An 18,207-nucleotide genomic window follows, 5' to 3' on the forward strand; every position below is an offset into this window, starting at 1 on the left:
CGGCGGCGATGGTCATGCGGAGGCGACGGTGAAGGTGATGCGCCGGCCACTCAGCCGACCCTCTTCCACTCCTGGCAGCGCTGGGTCTGGAAGTACTCGCCCTTGTTGAGCGTCACCCGACCCGGGCCTTCCAGGTTGTTGTTGGCGATGATTGCGTCGAACTCTCCGCTGGCGTCCTTGAGCCGGGCCCAGTAGCAGCCGAACGAACCGTCCGAGCCTGCGGTTTTGTACGTCCCCGCCTTGATGTCCTCGCCGACCAGGTACTCCCCGTCCCCGCCGAAGCTGCTCGCGGGACCGGCCTCCTCGGTCTTCTTCGGCTTGGCGGTCACCGTCTTGGTCACGGTCGGCGCGGGATCGGCCTCGGCGGTCTTGGTCGCGGTCACCGTCGGCCCGGGCTTCGCGGAGGCGCCGGCCTTGGTGTCTGCGTCGGCGTCCCCGCTGGAACCGATGCCCGTGCCGATGAACAGGGCGACGAGGGCGACCGCGCCGTGTGTGAGCCATGCCTTGCCGCGCGAGGGCTTGTGCGGCAAGGGGACAGGCGGGGCCGGGACGGCGTGCTGGGGTGTGTTGTACGGTCCGGGACCCTGGTACTGCGGAGAGTTCATGGTGTGCTCCAAGTAGGCGTGATGCCGGGTTGGTTCGGGATACCGGGCCCGCCGGAACGGCGGGCCGGGCTGGTGCTGTGCGTGAGATCCGGTGCTACTGGCCGCGGATCCTGCGCCCCGCCTCGGTGCCGGGGTACAGGATCGCGTCGGCGACCCGGCCGCCGGAGTCCTTGACGCCGCCACTGAAGTTGAGGCGGCCGGTGGCGCCCGCCTTGGCGGCCACGCCGTCCCAGTAGCGGGCCTCGCGGTCCCACTGGATGTCGGCAAGGAGCCGGTGCAGGTCCTCGGCGCCCAGCGCGTTCATCGGGTCGGCCCACGGGGTGGCCTGGTGCACGGCGATGCCGAGGCCCGCGAGTACGGCCGGCGCGGTGATGGCGCTGCGCGAGGCGAAGTGCGGGAAGTGGTCGGAGATCAGCCGGGCCAGCAGCGGGACGACGCTCCCCTCCACCCGCTCGGCGTTCGTCCCTGCGGGAAGCTCGTCCTCGTGGACGGTCTCCGCCGAGCGGGACAGTCCAGTACGCCCGTAGATCGCCGCGATGACGAGGGCGCGCAGCGCGGAGAGGGTGACGACTTCCGGGTCGGTCTTGCCGACCTGCCGCTTGCTGGCGTTGACGAGCTTCGTGAACGGTACGAGCTTGTCGTCGACGTCGACCTTCACAGCGTCGGCAACACGGTGCGCGAGCCGGGTCGCGAAGTCCCGCTGGTCCATGGACATGGCCAGGTTCTTGGCGACGACGACGCCCTGCACATTGCGGTCGTAGAAGATCTGCCGCGCGTCGGCGACGGACAGGTCGACGTACAGCTCGAAGGGGACGCGCACCTGGGCGAGTTCGGCGTACGTGAGGCCGTACCTCTCGGGGTCGTCGTAGAGCTCGTGCCAGGCCGTCGTCGGCGTCTCGCCGTCGATGGCGACGACGCAGGTGCCCGGCGTGATGGTCAACGTCCGCAGTCCGGTGCCGGGCAGGAGTTCGTCGCTGAGGGCGGCGAGCGGTCCGGCATGCCAGAACGTGATCGGCGGCGTGGACCAGCCGGCCCCCAGCTCCCCCTTCACGCCGTCGGCGATGTACTCGGCGTAGGAGCCGACGTTCTTCCCCTTCTGCGTGGACTTCAGCGCCCGCTGCACCAGGGCCCGCAACTCGGCATGGCGCCGTACCGCACCGGACGCGGTCTTGAGCGTCTTGGTGTCCTCCTCACGGCGGGGCGAAGGAACGAGCTGGACGAGCGTCGGCACGGACATGGTCCCGATCACGGCGTCCGCACGGAACGGCATGACGGTGAGCTGGATTCCTTCGACGACCGTGGTCGGCAGGGTGATGTGCACGGTGTGTCCCCCCTCGGGATCAGAAGCGCGGTGCATGTCTCTGCACCGCGCTACCGGCAGGGCAGCGAGCACCCCACGGGCTCATGCCGTGACGAGTGCTGCCAACCGGAAGCTCAACCAGATAAGCATCATCGTGAAAGCACTGTCAAACGTCTTGACGGATTTGACGCCCGCTGTAGGGTGTTTACTGTTCGCTCTCGAGAGGCTCAGGAACCCATGCCACAGCCATCAGCCCAGGTGACCGCCGCCGAAATCTCCCGTATCGCGGGTGTCACGCGCGCCACCGTCAGCAACTGGCGCCGTCGGCACGACGACTTCCCGACCCCGTCGGGCGGCACTGACACCAGTCCGCTCTACGACCTGGAGGCGGTACGGGGATGGCTGGAGGCGCGCGGCCAGTCGTCCGCCGCCACACCGTCCGAGGAGCTGCGTACCGTGCTGCGGCTCCATGGGTCGGGGGCCGGCGTCGCGGCACGCCTGTTCCCTCTCGTCCTCGCGACGTCACGGCGCAGCGCGGACGAGCTCACCGCTCTTGATGAACTGCCGGACTCCGACGTCATCGCCCAGGCCGACAGCGCGACAGCGGAGCTGGCCGGCTCGGTCCCCGAGGCGGAGGCCGTTCACTTCCGTGCGGACGATGTCGGCGCTCTCCGTGCCTTGATTCGCTGCGTACGCGATGAGGACGCCCAGAGCGCTCTCGACGTCCTCGCCGAACGTGAACTGGACGACACCGCCTCCAGCGGTACGTATCAGACACCTCGGGGGCTCGCGGCCCTCATGGCGCGGCTCCTCCCCGGTCGCACGGCACGCGTCCTCGATCCGGCGTGCGGCAGTGGCACGCTGCTCACGGCAGCGGCCCGGCGGGGCGCGACCGAGCTGTACGGCCAGGACTCGCTGCCCGTACAGGCTCAGCGCAGCGCCGTACGCCTGCTGCTGTCGGCGCCGGATGCGCAGGTCAGTGTGCACACTGGAGACAGCCTGCGTGCCGACGCCTTTCCGGAGTTGAGGGTCGGGGGCGTGCTCTGCAATCCGCCGTACGGCGATCGCGACTGGGGGCACGAGGAGCTCGCGTACGACCAGCGGTGGGCCTACGGTGTGCCGCCGCGGATCGAGTCGGAGCTGGCCTGGACGCAACACGCGCTGGCGCATCTGGAGTCCGGCGGCTGCGCGGTGATGGTGTTGCCGCCGGCCACAGCCGCCCGTGCCTCGGGCCGCCGTATTCGCGCCGAACTCGTACGCAGCGGTGCGCTGCGCGCCGTCGTCGGCCTGCCCATCGGCGCTTCCGCGCCCCTGCACATCGGCCTGCACCTGTGGGTCCTTCAGCGCCCCGAGCCGGGTGGCACGGACAGCAAGTCCGTCCTGTTCGTGGACGTGAGCGGAGACCAACACGAAGGCCCGCCGAGCTCACCGCGGGCCGCGTACTCCCGGCTGCGGCATCGTCGCACGGGCGTGGACTGGAGCACCTTGTCCGACGAGGTCCTCGGCCACTGGACCGCGTATACGGACGACCCGGAATCCTTCACCGACGTACCGGGTATCGCGCGGGCCGTGCCGACCATTGCCCTCGTCGACGATCTCGTCGACGTCACCCCGGCCCGACAGGTGCGTGCCGCACCCATCGACATCGATCCGGCAGAGGTGGCACAGCGCACGGAAGAACGGCGCAAGCTGCTCGCCGCTTCCCTCGACGTCCTTGAGAGCGCGGCGGGTTACGGGCCGTGGAAGGCAGCCACGGACTCCTCGCGGGCGTGGCGTACGGCCACCGTCTCCGACCTTGCCCGAGGAGGCGCGCTCTCCTTGCTGCGGGCGGCAGTCCCTGCCGGCCGTGGGGATGCCCGAACCGGGAGCCCGGACACGGACGGCGCGGAACGCCCGGTACTCACCGCATCCGACATCAGCAGCGGCGCACGCCCGTCGGGCACGGCGGAGGACCTTCGTACCGATGCGGCGCATACCGTCGCCGCGGGTGATGTTCTCGTACGCGGCGTCGCCGGCGGCAACGGCATCATGGCCCGCGTCGCGGATGAGGCGGACACCGAAGCCCTGCTCGGTCACCACATTCACCTGCTGCGGCCGGACCCGGCACGGCTCGACCCCTGGTTCCTCGCGGGGTTCCTCGGCGCCGAGGACAACATCGCCGGAGCGTCCACGGGCAGCACCATCCTGCATGTCTCGCCAGGCAGGCTCCGCGTGCCGCTCCTGCCGCTGGAGGAGCAGCGGCGGTACGGGGCAGCATTCCGCCGCGCCTACGAACTGCGCACTGCCGCCCGGCGGACAGCCGCACTCGCCGAGGAGACGGCACAGGCACTGCTCACCGGCCTGACGGCCGGGGCGCTACTCCCGCCGTCCGAGAGCCAGTTGGCCTGAACGGCAACACCGTCTTCACATATCGATCACACTGGATCCCAACCGCCCCAGCCGGGCGGGCCATCGAAGGGAACGCGTTGAACAGCAGTAAGCACACGGAGCTGGCGAACCACGCCTGGTCCGTCGCCGATCTCCTGCGCGGCGACTACAAACAGTCTGACTACGGCAAGGTCATCCTGCCGCTCACGGTGCTGCGCCGCCTGGAATGCGTCCTGGAACCGACGCGCGACAAGGTCGTCGAGACCGTCGCCAAGTTCGCGGGCCAGGAGATCGACACCGACCACTTCCTGCGCCGCGACTCGGGCCACTCCTTCTACAACAAGAGCGACCTCACACTGCGGAAGATCGCGGCCGACCCGCAGAACGCGGCGAAGAACCTGCAGATCTACGTCGGCGCCTTCTCCGAGAACGCCCGCGAGGTCCTCGACAAGTACGAGTTCAACCAGCAGGTCAGGAAGCTCGATAGCGCGAACCTCCTCTACCAGGTCATCGGCAAGTTCACCGACCTCGACCTGCACCCTGATGTCGTGCCCAACCACAACATGGGCTACATCTTCGAGGAGCTGATCCGCCGCTTCTCCGAGCAGTCGAACGAGACCGCGGGTGAGCACTTCACTCCTCGCGAGGTCATCAAGCTGATGGTCAACCTGCTGGTGGCACCGGACGCGGACGCCCTCAGCCTGCCGGGTGTCGTCCGCACGGTCATGGACCCGGCCTGCGGCACCGGCGGCATGCTCAGCGCCGCCGACGACCGCATCAAGGCCCTCAACCCGGACGCGACGGTCGAGGTGTACGGGCAGGAGCTCAACCCCGAGTCCTGGGCGATCTGCCGGTCCGACCTGATGATCAAGGGCCAGGACCCGGAGAACATCGCCTTCGGCAACTCCTTCTCCGACGACGGCCACTCCCGCCGGAAGTTCGACTACATCCTGGCCAACCCGCCGTTCGGTGTGGAGTGGAAGAAGGTCAAGGAGGACGTCGAGTACGAGCACAAGTCGCTCGGCGACGCCGGCCGCTTCGGCGCCGGGCTGCCGCGCATCAATGACGGCTCGCTGCTCTTCCTCCAGCACATGATCTCGAAGATGAAGCCGGTGGATGTCAATGGCGGGGGCGGCTCCCGCATTGCCATCGTCTTCAACGGCTCCCCGCTCTTCACGGGCGCGGCCGAGTCCGGCGAGTCCAACATCCGCCGCTGGATCCTGGAGAACGACTGGCTGGAGGCGGTCGTCGCCCTCCCGGACCAGCTGTTCTACAACACCGGCATCTCCACATACTTCTGGATCCTGACGAACCGCAAGGACGCCGACCACAAGGGCAAGGTCGTTCTGCTGGACGCGCGCGACTCCTGGCAGAGGATGCGAAAGTCGCTCGGCGACAAGCGCAAGGAGCTCGGCGACGGCACGAACGGCCGCCCCAACCACATCGCCGACATCACCCGGCTGTACGCGGAAGCGGTGCAGGTCGCGAAGGACGCCGAGCACCCACTGCACGGCAAGGTCAAGGTCTTCGACAACGAGGACTTCGGCTACCAGCGCATCACGGTGGAGCGGCCGTTGAAGCTGCGCTTCGAGGTGACGGAGGAGACGCTGGCGGCGCTGGCGGAGGCCAAGCCGGTGGAAAAGCTTGAGCGGAGCGCGGAGTTCGTGGCGGCGGTGCGTACGCTGCTCGGCTCAACGTGGGCGACGAAGTCCGAGGCGTTCATCGCTCTCAAGGATGCGGTGGTCGCGGCCGGCCTGTTGTGGCCGTCGGGCGCGCCGTTCGCGAAGGCTGTACGGGAGACGGTTGGGGTGCGAGACCCCGAGGGCGAGGTCCAGAAAGTCAAGGGCGAGCCGGAGGCGGACGCGGACCTGCGCGACTACGAGAACGTGCCACTCGACGAGGACGTCGAGGCCTATCTCAAGCGCGAAGTACTGCCGCACGTCCCGGACGCGTGGATCGACCACACAAAGACGAAGATCGGGTACGAGATTCCTGTCACGCGGCACTTTTACGTGTACAAGCCGCCGAGGCCGCTGGCGGAGATCGACGCGGAGCTGAAGTCCCTGGAGGCCGAAATCCAGGCGCTGCTGGGCGAGGTGACAGGATGAGCTCCGTTTACCCTGAGGCTCCCCTGAGGCGATATATCCGGGAGATCACTGATGGACCCTTTGGGAGTTCTCTAACAAGTAGCCATTACTCCGATGATGGGGCACGAGTAATTCGTCTCGGAAATATCGGCCCAGCACGCTTCAAAGATGGCGATGCTGCCTTCATCCCCATGGACTATTTCAAGAACCTTCGGCGCCATGAAGTGAAGCCCGGGGACCTATTGATCGCTGGTCTCGGAGATGGTAATCATCCAGTTGGGCGCGCATGTGTAGCGCCCAATGACTTGGGGCCATCGATCGTGAAGGCGGATTGCTTTCGCGTTCGACTTGACCAGAGCCGTCTAATCCATAAATATACCGCTTGGGCCTTGAGTTCGTCATTTGTCTCTGGACAGGTGCTCACGCTGACTCGTGGTTCGACACGCGCTCGTATCAATCTAGAAGTGGCCCGAGATATCCGGCTACCGGTTCCCCCGCTGGAGGAACAGCGCCGAATCGCCGAATTCCTCGACGCCGAGATTGGGAAGATTGACGACCTCATCTTCAAGAAAACTAGACTCGTTTCGCTTATGGAAGAGCGAATCAACAGTCGCATCTTGGAGTGGGTAGGAGCAAGTCAACTTGTGCGGTACTTGACGGGTGCCCCCATTTTGCCGATTCGCAGAATCATGACGAAGGCAGTCCGGCCGGCTGTTGCGAACCATGGCGTCATCACTGCCTTCAGAGATGGTCAGGTGACGGAGCGTGGTCAGCGGCGGGCTGAGGGCTACACGCTCTCCTCATCGACCGAGCCACAGGGGCAGCACGTCCAGGCAGGGGACGTCGTGATCCATGGTCTCGATGGCTTTGCTGGAGCCATCGGAACCTCTGAAGCGAATGGGAACTGCAGTCCCGTTTACCATGTGTGCGTCCCATCTGGAGATGGAGACGCGCATTTCATCGGTAGGCTCCTGCGGCTTCTTGCCCTTCAGGGATATCTAGGAAATTTTGCAACTAGCACTCGCGAGCGGGCGGTTGACTTTCGCAACTGGGAACTATTCGGGAGGATTCCTGTCCCCGTGGTCCCGGCCTCAGAGCAAAGGGAAATCGGGAAGTGGATCACCAAGCTGCGCCCGCTCCGCGATGCAGTTGAACGCTCCAAGGTGTTGGCGACCGAGCGCCGCCAGGCCCTCATCACCGCCGCCGTAACCGGCCAGTTCGACGTCTCCAGCGCCAGCGGGCGCAACGTAACGGACGGAGTGAGCGCGTAGCCATGAGCCCCATCCACAGCGAGTCCGCTTTTGGTGATGCCATCGTCGCCGCCATGGTCGAGCGCGGTTGGCGCGAGGCACGCCCGCAGGACTACCGGGCCGATCTCGGCCTGGACACCAACGAGCTGTTCACTTTCATCGGCGCTACCCAGCCCGACGAGTGGAACGAACTCCTCACCGTCTACGGCAGCGACCCGAATGAGGCCCAGCGCGGGTTTGCGGGCCGGCTCGACCAGGCCATCGCCAACGACGGGCTCCTCGACGTCCTCCGCAACGGCGTCAAGGACCGGGGCGTCCTGCTCCGGGTCGCGTACTTCAAGCCGAACCTCGTCGCCCACGACTCCGTCCTCGACGGCTACCGGGCCAACCGCCTAACCGTCGTCCGCGAGCTCGAGTACGCGACGAAGCAGGCCGACTGGGGAAACCGGCTCGACCTCACCCTCTTCCTCAACGGCATCCCCGTCGCCACCGCCGAGTTGAAGAACCCGCTGACCAAGCAAGGGGTGGAGCACGCCAAGGCGCAGTACCGCACCGACCGCGACCCCACCGAGCTGATCTTCACCCGCCGCGTCGTCGCGAACTTCGCCGTCGACCCGGACCTGGTCTTCGTCGCCACCCAACTCAAGAGCAAGAACACCCGCTTCCTCCCCTTCAACACCGGCTCTGCCGGCCCCGGTCAGCCGGGCGGCGCCGGAAACCCGGCCCCGACCGTCTTCGGCACGTACGCGACCTCGTACCTCTGGGAGCAGGTCTGGCAGCCGGACAACTGGCTGGATCTGCTCCAGCGGTTCGTGCACCTGCACAAGAGCAAGACGCCCGGCGGCGGCAGCACCAAGACCATGGTCTTCCCCCGCTTCCAGCAGTGGGACGCGGTCAAGAAGCTCACCGCTCACGCCGCCGTCCACGGCGCGGGCCATGACTACCTGATCATGGCCTCGGCCGGCTCGGGCAAGTCGAACACCATCGGCTGGCTTGCGCATCGCCTCAGCGATCTGCACACCCCCACCGACCCCCGCGAACTCGACCCCGGGGCTGTTGCCAAGGGACTCAAGCCCGGCGTGCCGGTCTTCGACAAGGTCATCGTCATCACCGACCGGCGCAACCTGGACGCCCAGCTCCGGGAGACCATCGGCAATTTCGAGCAGACCGCCGGTCTCGTCGTGAAGATCGACGAGAAGCACGGGGCGAAGGGCGAGCAGCTCGCGAAGGCGCTCTCCCGCGACACCGGAAAGATCGTCACCGTCACGCTGCACTCCTTCCCGGCACTGCTCGACTACCTCCAGCGCAACCCCACCGAGATCCGGGGCAGCCGCTTCGCGATCATCGTGGACGAGGCGCACTCCTCGCAGTCCGGCGACGCCGCCACCGCCGTACGATCGGCCCTGCGTGACCTCGGCCTGGACTCCGACTCGGACGACGCGGGCGCGACCTCGGCCGAGGCCCCGGCCGGCACCCTTGACGAGCAGCTCAAGAAGAGGGCCGAGCAGCGTTCCCGCGCCGCGAACCTCTCCTACTTCGCGTTCACCGCCACGCCGAAGGCCAAGACCCTCGAACTCTTCGGCACGCTCCAGGACATCGACGGCAAGGCGACCTACCGGCCTTTCCACACGTACTCCATGCGGCAGGCGATCGAGGAGGGGTTCATCCTCGACCCGCTGCGCAACTACGTCACGTACAACACGTACTGGAAGCTGGTGAACCAAAATCCGGACGAGCGCGAGGTCGACCCATCGAAGGCGAACGGCCTACTCGCCCGGTACGCGCTGACCCACGATTCGACGGTCGCCCAGCACGCCCAGGTGATCGTGGAGCACTTCGTCACGCACAGCCGGGGCCGCCTCGGCGGGCGGGCCAAGTCGATGGTGGTGACGGCGTCGCGGCAGTCCGCCGTGCAGATGGCGCGCGCCATCAAGAGTTATCTCAAGGACCGGGACTACGACACCAAGTACCCCGACCTGGGTGTCCTGGTGGCGTTCTCCGGCTCGCTCACCTTCGACGGTGAGGAGACCACCGAGTCGAAGGAGAACGGCGGCCTGTCCGAGAGCGCGCTGCCGAAGGCGTTCGCGTACACGCGTGCCGACGACAAGGCGGCGCGCGCCGGCGGCGCGGGCCAGCAGGAGTACAAGATCCTGGTCGTCGCGGAGAAGTACCAGACCGGGTTCGACCAGCCGCTTCTCACAACGATGTACGTCAACAAGACGCTGACCGGCATCTCCGCCGTGCAGACGCTGTCGCGGCTGAACCGGACCGCCGAGCGTAAGACGCAGACGGACCTGGCGGTACTGGACTTCGTCAATGAGGCCGAGGACATCCAGGAGTCCTTCCGCCCGTACTTCGAGGAGGCGATGACCCTTCCCTCCGACCCGAACCTGCTCTACACCGCGCAGAGTCGGGTCATGCAGGCGGCGATCCTGTCCGGGCAGGAGATGGACGAGTTCGCAGCCGCGTACTTCGCCGCCAAGGAGAAGGCCGCCGGTTCGCAGTCCAAGTGGGAGAAGCTGCACGCCGAGTTGTACCGGCTGCTATCTCCCGCGGTGGCCCGCTTCACGGCCCTGCTGGAGAGCGAGGACGAGGACGACCAGGAGGCGGCGGAGGACTTCCGTGCCGACCTCAACGACTACGTCCGGAAGTACGGCTTCCTCGCGCAGATCGTCCCCTACCGGGACGCCGAGCTGGAGCGGCTGCACCTCTACGGCCGCTATCTCCTCAACCGGCTGCCGCGCCGCGCCGACGGCGGCGTGGACATAGGCGAGGTCGACCTCAGCCACATGCGGGTGGAGAAGACCGGCGAGTACGACGTCTCCCTCACCTCCGACGGGCCGACGACGATGCAGGGCTTCGGCGATGGCTCGGGCGGCGCGAAGGAAGCCGAGAAGTCGCTGCTCTCCCAGCTGATCGACAAGTTCAACGAACGCTTCGGCACCGAGTTCACCGAGCAGGACGTCATCCGGCCGTTCGAGGAGGCCAAGGCCGACCCCAAGGTGCGGGCCGCGGCCGTCGTCAACGACGAGGACAACTTCGGGCTCGTCTTCGACAACGTCTTCGCGGACAAGATGGCCGACCACATCGACACCATCGCGGGCATGGGCCGTCAGTACTTCGGCCCCGACAAGGGCTTCAAGTCCAGCCTGGACCGAAGTGCCCGCAAGGCCGCCTGGCGGATGATCCGCCGCGAAGAGGGCCTGGACGAGTAGTCCTCGGACTGACGGGAGGGCCCCTGCCGCACGCCGAACCGGCGCGCGGCAGGGGCCCTCCTCAGTTGGCAACGAGACTTACGAACCCGGCCCACGCTTCAGGTCCAACGGTCAGCACGGGGCCGTTGACCTGCTTCGAGTCCCGGATGTGCACGTGGGTGGCGGCAGAGGCGAACTCCACGCATTGGCCGCCTTCAGCCCCGCTGTAGCTGCTCGCACGCCAGGCGACTTCCAAACATTCCCCGCCGTTGCCAGTGCTGTAGCTGCTCTTGAACCACGCCAAATCGAGTGCCGCCGGCCTGGTGCGGTGAACGGTCATGTCTCTCCCAGAAGCTTCTCAATGAACTCCGAAGTCTCACGCGGCGTGAGCGCCTGAGATCGGATAATGCCATAGCGGGCCTCAAGCTCACGGACCGTCGTCTGGCCGGTATAGAGACGGCTGTCACCCTGGACTTCGGCGTAGGCGATGCGCTGCCCCTGAGCTGTGTCAATCAGCGTGAACGGCCCTCCGAGTGCTGCGTGGTCCTCCCTGTCCAAAGGCATCACCTGCACCTCGACGTTGCGCTTCTGTCCGATGCGTTGCATCTGCTCCAACTGGTCGTACAGCACTGGCCGTCCACCGATCGGCCTGCGGAGTACGGCCTCGTCGACGATGAAGCTCAACAACGGGGCGGGGCGTCGGTCGTAGATCTCCTGCCTGGCCAGTCGAGCAGAGACCCCTTGTTCAATGACCTCGTCGTCGAGGAGCGGCCGTTCCTGCTGAAACCCCGCTCGTGCATAGGCTGCCGTCTGTAACAACCCCGGAACTGCGTACAGGCCGTACACACAGATGGCAGCGGCCTTGGCTTCCAACCGCGCGGCATCCCGGAAGAACGCCGGGTACTGCGCCCGCGCGACCTCTTCCTTCAACGCCTTGAGTACGCCCCCGGCATCCAGCACCTCATCCGCCCGGTCGATGAACCTCGGCGGCGGGATACGCCGCCCCTGCTCGAACGACGCGACCGACTGTCCCGCGTAGCCCACGCGCTTCCCGAACTCGGGCCGCTCCAACCCCGCCCTCATCCGCAGCAGCTTCAGCTGCCGCCCAAACGCGGTGACCACGCCCGATCCCGGTTCGTCCTCCGGCCGCCTCCCCGACTCCCCAGCAAGCGCCTCGTCCTGCGTCATCGCCACCGCCTGTCACACGTACGTACACGCCGCACGGCCGCCGCGTACAAACACCCCGCGACGGCGCGTCACCCCTGGTCACGCTACGCCACCGAGCGGCAACGTGGAGGCATGAACAGCAACCCGTCACCCCTCCCCGTACGTCCCATCCGCCCCACCCAACCCCGCTTCCCCTGGCACCACTTCACCATGCGGTTCAGCTCCACCCCACGCGGCGCCCGCCTCGCCCGACGCCTGGCCGCGGAACGTCTAGACGCCTGGGGCATCCCTTACGGAAGCGACGCCCACGACGTGCTGACGCTGATCGTGGCGGAGCTCAGCGCCAACGCCGTACGTCACGGGCGCGTACCCGGCCGCGACTTCCGTCTCCGGCTCACCGCCGAGGGCGCGACCCTGCGCGTGGAGGTCACCGACTCACGCGGCGAGAGCATCCCCGCCCTCACGGAACCGGCGGACGACCTGGATGCCGGCCGCGGCCTCCTCCTGGTGGCCGCACTCACCGACCGCTGGGGCTGGTATCCGTGCGTCGACGGACCGGGCAAAACCGTGTGGGCCGTACTGGACGTAGAACTGGCGTAGGCGCTCATCCGCTCATGTAGCCGCCCCGCCCCGCCGGCCCGGAACCGTTCACAGCCCCGCCTGCGGCTGGCCGCCGTCAACCGGAATGTGGGCGCCGTTCACGGCTCCGGAGGCCGGTGAGAGGAGGAAGGTGATAACTCGGGCGACCTCCTCAGCGTTCAGCAGGCGCCCGCTGGGGTTGCGTTCCGCGTACGCCTCATACGCCTCGGGGTCACGTTGGCGCAGGCGGTCCCAGCTCTTGCCCGGCAGGAGAATCGAACCAGGGCTGACGGTGTTGACCCGGACGCCGTACGGGGCGAGTTCCTGACACAGGGCACCCGCGAGGTAGATCTCGGATGCCTTGGCCGCCCCGTACTGTGCCGGGAAGCGCGGCTTCCAGCCGGAGATGGAGGCAATGATCACCACGGAGCTGCCGGGACGCAGACTGCCCAGCGCCGACCGTACGGTGCGCACCACATGGCCGCCGTTCAGGTCCCAGGTCGCCTGCCAGTCCTCGCGGGTCGAGTCGAGGAGGCCGCCACCCCGCTTGCCTCCGATGTTGGCGACCAGGCCGTCGAGGCCGCCGAGTACGCTCCCGGCCTGCCGGGTGAAGTCCTCCAGTTCATCCGGCTTCAGGACGTCCACAGATCCAGCCACAACCTGGGCGTCGAAGTCCTTGCGCAGCTCGGACGAAGCCTGGGCCAGAGTGCCGGGGTCGCGACCGCAGATCGCAACGGACGCTCCCTCGGCGGCGAGGAGTCGGGCGACCGCGTATCCCAGTCCCCTGCTGCCACCGGTCACCAGGAACGATTTGCCACGCAGTCCGAACGCGACAGCCGGTGCTGCCACCGCGCTCCCTTCGGCCTCTTCACGCTGGTCCATGGGCCTCACTCTGTCACTCGGCCATCCCCAGGGACTCAACGCACCAGCTTGCGGATGACGATGCCCACAATGAGAGTGGTGAACAGCATTCCCGCCGCTGTGAACGAGACCGCAATCGCCGACCATTCGGCCGTCTTGAGCTCGGACGGCATGCCGGTGCCGACGTTCAGCCACAGGGCTAGCGCCAGAACGAAGCTCTTGCCCGCGGCGGTCACGTCCGTAAGACCTCGTCCTGGTTCGCGCACCGCCCCCACCAGATGGAGTACCACCCCCGTCAGTACGACCCCCACTGCCAGCACACGCGCCGGGTTGCGGGCCCGCACTCCCCAGCCGAGGACCCCGCCGAGGATGCCCCGCCCGATGGCGCGCCGCAGCAGCGGCAGGGCTGCTGCCTCGCGCTGTCGTGCAAGGTAGTAGAGCTCGTCGACCTCGCGGTTCCGGTTCCTTCTGGCCAGTGCCGACCGTACGGACTCCAAGGCAACAGCGGTCACTTCGGTGAAGGACCGCTCCAGGAAGGAAAGGGCTTGGGAGCCGTTGCGGAAGACCTCGCCGGCCAGTTCCATGTCACCGACGCTGGAGGAGCTGTCGAGGCTATAGCGGGAGCTGCCGGACGGAAGTCCGAGGGTGCCCGTGACCGAGGAGCCGTGCAGGCTGATCACCGACGACGATTCGGATGCCGAAGCGAGGGACATGACTGTCGTGTTGTGAAGGGCAAGGCGAGCGGTCGTACCGGTCCGATCGCCGCCCGAGCTGTCACAGAGCCCGAGGTTGCGGATCTCCACGGGACCTCTGACGGTGCTGTTCGTGATCGTGCTGTCCTCGACAGGAATGACCAACCCGTTCACTCTCACCGTCTCACTGCAGCGAAGCTCGTTCGCCCGCAGTGGCTCGTCGAGTCGCACACGCTGCAAGATGAGCTCAGGTGTCTCGACATCGTCGAGTTCGATTGCAGACAGCCAGAGATCATCGAACGTGACGTCCTCACGGGCGCGCAGCCCTCGCACGACCACACGCGGTCGGCCGAGGCGCCCGCCCGTGGCCTGGCTGCGGACCGCGAGCGCGGATACGCGCGTGTTGCTGATCCGGATCGGCCCGCGCAGAGCGTTGATCTGTACGAGCTCCTCCACGCGGAGGCGCTCCAGCCGAGTTTGCCCGCACGAGTGCAGAGCAAGAAAGTCCAGGGCGGAGTCAATGACCGTGACCTCACAGCCCATCGACGCATTGCGGATGGTCAGGCGGCCGATCCGGGAATTCACCACCAGGAGTGCGTCCGCCTCCACGTGATCGACGACCAGTTCATCGATGTGGCAAGAGCGTACGGTGAGCGCCCCGTCGATGCTCATACGGTCCAGGGAGACACGGTCGGCCGATACGGTGTCCAGCAGAAGATCTGTCGTGACCTCGTCCTGATGCAGATGCACGCTGCGATCGCTTACGGTGCGCTGGCGACCGATTCTCGCCAGGTCTTCTAACGTCCGGACAACTCCCACCGGCATCCCCCTGCTGCTTGTGGCCGTTGATGTCGCTGTGCGTGCACGCGCACGTGCTCACGCACGGCGCTGAGTCGCGCTCCGGCGAGCCCCGCTTTCGTCCGTGCCGAGCTCGAGAGCCGCGAACAGCTCCTCCGTACTCAAGACGTCCGGTGCCCCGTCGAGCGCATGGGCGATCTGCTTGGCAGCCGTCTCCGGATCCGTACGGTCCGTGCGCACCACCAGGTCGAACAGGTCCCGTACGTCGGAGTCGAGAACGTCCTGCGCGGTCTCGTCCCAGGCGGTGAGCCGCTTGGGCGTATCGGTGTCTCCCCGTTCGCGGGACCGTGTCTCGCACACGCTCCTTGGAACCCAGAGGAGGATGCGCAGCCACGAGGTCGCCCGACTGCGGTCCAGCAGCGTGCGCATGTCGGTGACGTTGCCGATGTGGGCGATGGGGATCCGGCCCCGCTCCTGCGGCTGTGTGAGGGAGAGGTCATCGACCGCGTAGATGTTGCCGTAGCGCCGGGTCTCCACCACGATCCTGCCCTGGTGGCGCAGGTCATCGAGTTCCTCGGCGGTGACGAACCGGTATCCGGCTGACCGGCCGGTCCCGTGCTTGAGCTTGGTGACTAATTCGAAGCGTGGATCGGCGGAACAGAGGGCTGACGTCACGGTGTCCTTGCCGGCCGTGGGGGGTCCGTACAGAACGATCGCGCTCACGAGACCCCCAGCAGCCGTTGCGCAATGGACTCGACCTGCTCGGCCAGCGGGCGTGAGGCTCCGATGCGGTTGTCGATGACGTGATGAGACGTCACCGGCCGGAGGCCGAGGTCGAGGCCGGTCGTGTACGTCGGCCAGTGCGTCAGCTTCCACGTATCGCGTGAGGCATTGCGCGAGATCAGCCGGTCTCGCATCGATTCCAGGTCGCTGTCCACCCACAGAGTCTCGAAACGGGCTCCGGTCCTACGACACCGGCGTGCCACCCGAGAAGTCCATTGCGCATCGGCGCTCTCGGCGAGGAACGGCGCCACGGCGACCACGGACGTTCCGCACTCAAGGTTCTCCCAGACCGCCTTCATCAGGCACTCGTACTCCAGAGGCCTGGCGTGCTCCAGGTAGACGGGACTGTGGCGGTCGTCCGGATCCCCGCCCAGTGCCAGCAGCAGTCGCTCGGTCATGGGACGGCTGATGGTGTCCTTGTCGAGCATGGCCCACCCGGTTGCTGCCGCCAGGAGCTTTCCGGCCTCCGACTTACCCGAACCGGCATACCCGGCGACAAGAGCAAGGGTGATGGTGCTCGTGCCTAACGCAGTGGTCACGCTGTCCGCCCCCGAGACGTCTCGATACAACTGGGCCCACCTTAAGGGCGGCTGGAGACTGTACCGTTCACACTTCTGGCATGTTGGTGGCAATCAAGCCGCGAAAGCCTCGGGCTCACGGGCCGCTGACGGGCTCGTAGTCACTCTGGCGGACGGACGTCGGCATGCCCGCACCTGACCCCATGTATCAACCGAAGGCCAGGACCTGCGACCGGCCTGCTAACGCGCCACCCGGCTGACCGGAAAGAGACGCCTCAGCTCCCACCACCACACCGCCGCTGGACCCGGATCGCCCCACCGGAGAGACTTGACCCAACCATGTCGGGGCCCGCGCCGCAGCGCGCGCCCCGGCCAGCACACACACGCACGGGGGCAACGTGCCGCAGCAGGTGATCTCTGGCCGCTACGAACTGCTGGAGCAGTTCAACGAGGGCGGCATGGGCGTCGTATGGCGCGGCTATGACGCCGTCCTCGACCGGCCCGTCGCCGTGAAGGTCATCCGGCAGGCGTCGATCACCTCCCCTCACCTGGCCGAGGAGTTCGCCAAGCGGTTCCGCCGCGAGGCCCGTATCACCGCGCGCATCCAGCACCCCGGGGTGCCGCAGGTGTACGACGCGGTCCTCGACGAGTCGTACGAGCGGCTGTTCCTGGTGATGGAGCTCGTCGACGGCATGTCGCTGTCTGCCTATCTCCACCCCGACCACCCCTTGCCCATCAGCTGGGCGGTCGCCGTCGCCGCGCAGGTCGCGACGGTGCTGTCGCATGCGCACGACGTGCCGGTGATCCACCGCGACCTCAAGCCGGGGAACATCCTCGTGGCCCGCGACGGCACCGTGAAGGTCCTCGACTTCGGCATCGCGGCGATCCTGCGCACCGACGTCACCAAGCTGACGGCGACCGGAAGCCCCGTCGGCACCTACCAGTACATGTCGCCCGAGCAGGTCCGGGGCGGGCGCATCACCCCGCAGACCGACCTGTACGCGTTGGGCTGCGTCCTGCACGAACTCCTCAGCGGGCGAATCGTGTTCACGGCGGAGAGCGAGTACCTGCTGATGTTCCAGCACGTCAACGCCGCCCCGACCCCGCTGCGGCAGCTGCGGACCGACATACCCGAGGCGCTGGAGGAGCTGGTGCTGCACCTGCTTCGCAAGGCGCCCGAGCAGCGGCCCGCCGACACGCAGGAGGTGTACGAGCGGCTGCTGCCGTTCCTCCCGCCGCCCGGCCAGGCACCCGCCGCGGCCGAGGCCGGACCGGCCGGGGTGCCCGACCCGACGGGCCTGTTCCGCCACCCGTACGCGCCCCGCGCCCGCGCCCAGGCGTCGCCGGCCGGAGGTGCTGCGCCCGTTGCCCCCGCCCCGCACGCCCAGCCGGCGCCTGTCCCTGCCCAGATGCGCCAGGACATCAAGGAGGCGTACGACCATTCCGACGCCCTCCTGGAAGAGGAACGCTTCGCGCAGGCCGCCGAGGTGCTCAGTGAGGTCATCGAGCCCGCCGCTCTCGCCCTCGGCTCCGAGAGCAAGCAGGTCCTGGCGCTGCGCCGCCGGCGCGCGGCGGTCCGCCTCCTCGGTGGCGACTACCGGGCTGCTCTGCCCGAGTTCGACAGCCTCGCCGACGCCTATGCCCGCATCACCGGCCCCACAGGAGAGCAGGCACGGTCCTGCCGCGCCCAGGCCGCCCGCTGCCGCGCCGAACTGGGGCAGGTCACCGACGCGCTCGCCGCGCTCCAGGGCGTACTGAACGTCGTACGGACCCTCGACAGCGACGTCAGCGAGGAGGCCGTCGAGCTGCGGCACAACATCGGGATGCTGCTGCTCGCCCAGGGGCGGGCCGCCGAGGCCCGGGAGATCCTCGAACCGCTCCACGAGGACATGTGCATGCTGTTCGGCCCCAAGGACGAGATGAGCGTCGAGATCGCCGAGGCACTCGCCGTGATCCGCCTCGGGCTCGACGGCGACGGCGACGGCGACGGCGACGGCGACGGATGA

The 18,207-nt window shown here is 67.4% G+C and carries 14 protein-coding genes; 6 read left to right on the forward strand and 8 right to left on the reverse strand.

Annotation, left to right across the window (positions count from 1 at the left end):
* Positions 1-50: 50 nt before the first annotated feature.
* Positions 51-605 (reverse strand): hypothetical protein, encoded by a 555-nt coding sequence (locus tag ACWD6R_RS03140; RefSeq protein ID WP_451817101.1) that lies wholly within the window; start codon positions 603-605, stop codon positions 51-53.
* Positions 606-699: 94 nt separating this feature from the next.
* A complete protein-coding gene (locus ACWD6R_RS03145) occupies positions 700-1,926 on the reverse strand; it encodes a DNA sulfur modification protein DndB (RefSeq protein WP_451817102.1) in 1,227 nt (408 codons plus the stop codon).
* 216 nt (positions 1,927-2,142) lie between these two features.
* Here ACWD6R_RS03145 and ACWD6R_RS03150 point away from each other — a divergent pair, with 216 nt between their 5' ends.
* The 4 genes from ACWD6R_RS03150 to ACWD6R_RS03165 all read left to right on the forward strand — a co-directional run bounded on the left by ACWD6R_RS03150 (position 2,143) and on the right by ACWD6R_RS03165 (position 10,824).
* Positions 2,143-4,293, forward strand: a complete 2,151-nt coding sequence (locus ACWD6R_RS03150) for an N-6 DNA methylase (RefSeq protein WP_451817103.1) — start codon at positions 2,143-2,145, stop codon at positions 4,291-4,293.
* Between the two features lie 77 nt (positions 4,294-4,370).
* A complete protein-coding gene (locus ACWD6R_RS03155; RefSeq protein ID WP_451817104.1) occupies positions 4,371-6,380 on the forward strand; it encodes a type I restriction-modification system subunit M in 2,010 nt (669 codons plus the stop codon).
* Positions 6,381-6,550: 170 nt separating this feature from the next.
* Positions 6,551-7,630, forward strand: a complete 1,080-nt coding sequence (locus tag ACWD6R_RS03160; RefSeq protein ID WP_451817105.1) for a restriction endonuclease subunit S — start codon at positions 6,551-6,553, stop codon at positions 7,628-7,630.
* A 2-nt stretch (positions 7,631-7,632) separates the two neighbouring features.
* On the forward strand, positions 7,633-10,824 hold the full coding sequence (locus tag ACWD6R_RS03165; RefSeq protein ID WP_451817106.1) for a type I restriction endonuclease subunit R: 3,192 nt from the start codon (positions 7,633-7,635) through the stop codon (positions 10,822-10,824).
* A gap of 61 nt (positions 10,825-10,885) precedes the next feature.
* Here ACWD6R_RS03165 and ACWD6R_RS03170 read toward each other — a convergent pair whose 3' ends face one another.
* A complete protein-coding gene (locus ACWD6R_RS03170; protein ID WP_451817107.1) occupies positions 10,886-11,143 on the reverse strand; it encodes a DUF397 domain-containing protein in 258 nt (85 codons plus the stop codon).
* Positions 11,140-11,991 (reverse strand): helix-turn-helix domain-containing protein, encoded by an 852-nt coding sequence (locus ACWD6R_RS03175; protein WP_451817108.1) that lies wholly within the window; start codon positions 11,989-11,991, stop codon positions 11,140-11,142. The genes ACWD6R_RS03170 and ACWD6R_RS03175 overlap by 4 nt, the downstream gene beginning before the upstream one ends.
* Before the next feature lie 111 nt (positions 11,992-12,102).
* Between ACWD6R_RS03175 and ACWD6R_RS03180 the strand changes: the two genes are divergently transcribed.
* The gene (locus ACWD6R_RS03180) at positions 12,103-12,570 is read left to right on the forward strand and encodes an ATP-binding protein (protein ID WP_451817109.1); all 468 of its coding nucleotides are present in this window, start codon (positions 12,103-12,105) and stop codon (positions 12,568-12,570) included.
* A gap of 48 nt (positions 12,571-12,618) precedes the next feature.
* Here the strand turns inward: ACWD6R_RS03180 and ACWD6R_RS03185 are convergent, their stop codons facing one another.
* The 4 genes from ACWD6R_RS03185 to ACWD6R_RS03200 are packed head-to-tail and all read right to left on the reverse strand — an operon-like array spanning position 12,619 to position 16,222.
* On the reverse strand, positions 12,619-13,431 hold the full coding sequence (locus ACWD6R_RS03185) for an SDR family NAD(P)-dependent oxidoreductase (protein WP_451817110.1): 813 nt from the start codon (positions 13,429-13,431) through the stop codon (positions 12,619-12,621).
* A gap of 35 nt (positions 13,432-13,466) precedes the next feature.
* A complete protein-coding gene (locus ACWD6R_RS03190) occupies positions 13,467-14,927 on the reverse strand; it encodes a hypothetical protein (RefSeq protein ID WP_451817111.1) in 1,461 nt (486 codons plus the stop codon).
* Positions 14,928-14,978: 51 nt separating this feature from the next.
* Positions 14,979-15,623, reverse strand: coding sequence for a guanylate kinase (locus ACWD6R_RS03195; RefSeq protein ID WP_451817112.1), 645 nt, complete (start codon positions 15,621-15,623; stop codon positions 14,979-14,981).
* Positions 15,620-16,222, reverse strand: a complete 603-nt coding sequence (locus ACWD6R_RS03200; RefSeq protein ID WP_451817113.1) for an AAA family ATPase — start codon at positions 16,220-16,222, stop codon at positions 15,620-15,622. Before ACWD6R_RS03200 ends, ACWD6R_RS03195 begins: the two co-directional genes overlap by 4 nt.
* Positions 16,223-16,599: 377 nt before the next feature.
* Between ACWD6R_RS03200 and ACWD6R_RS03205 the strand changes: the two genes are divergently transcribed.
* Complete coding sequence (locus ACWD6R_RS03205) at positions 16,600-18,207, forward strand: serine/threonine-protein kinase (protein WP_451817114.1); 1,608 nt, start codon at positions 16,600-16,602, stop codon at positions 18,205-18,207.

This window comes from Streptomyces sp. NPDC005151, from assembly GCF_053599875.1.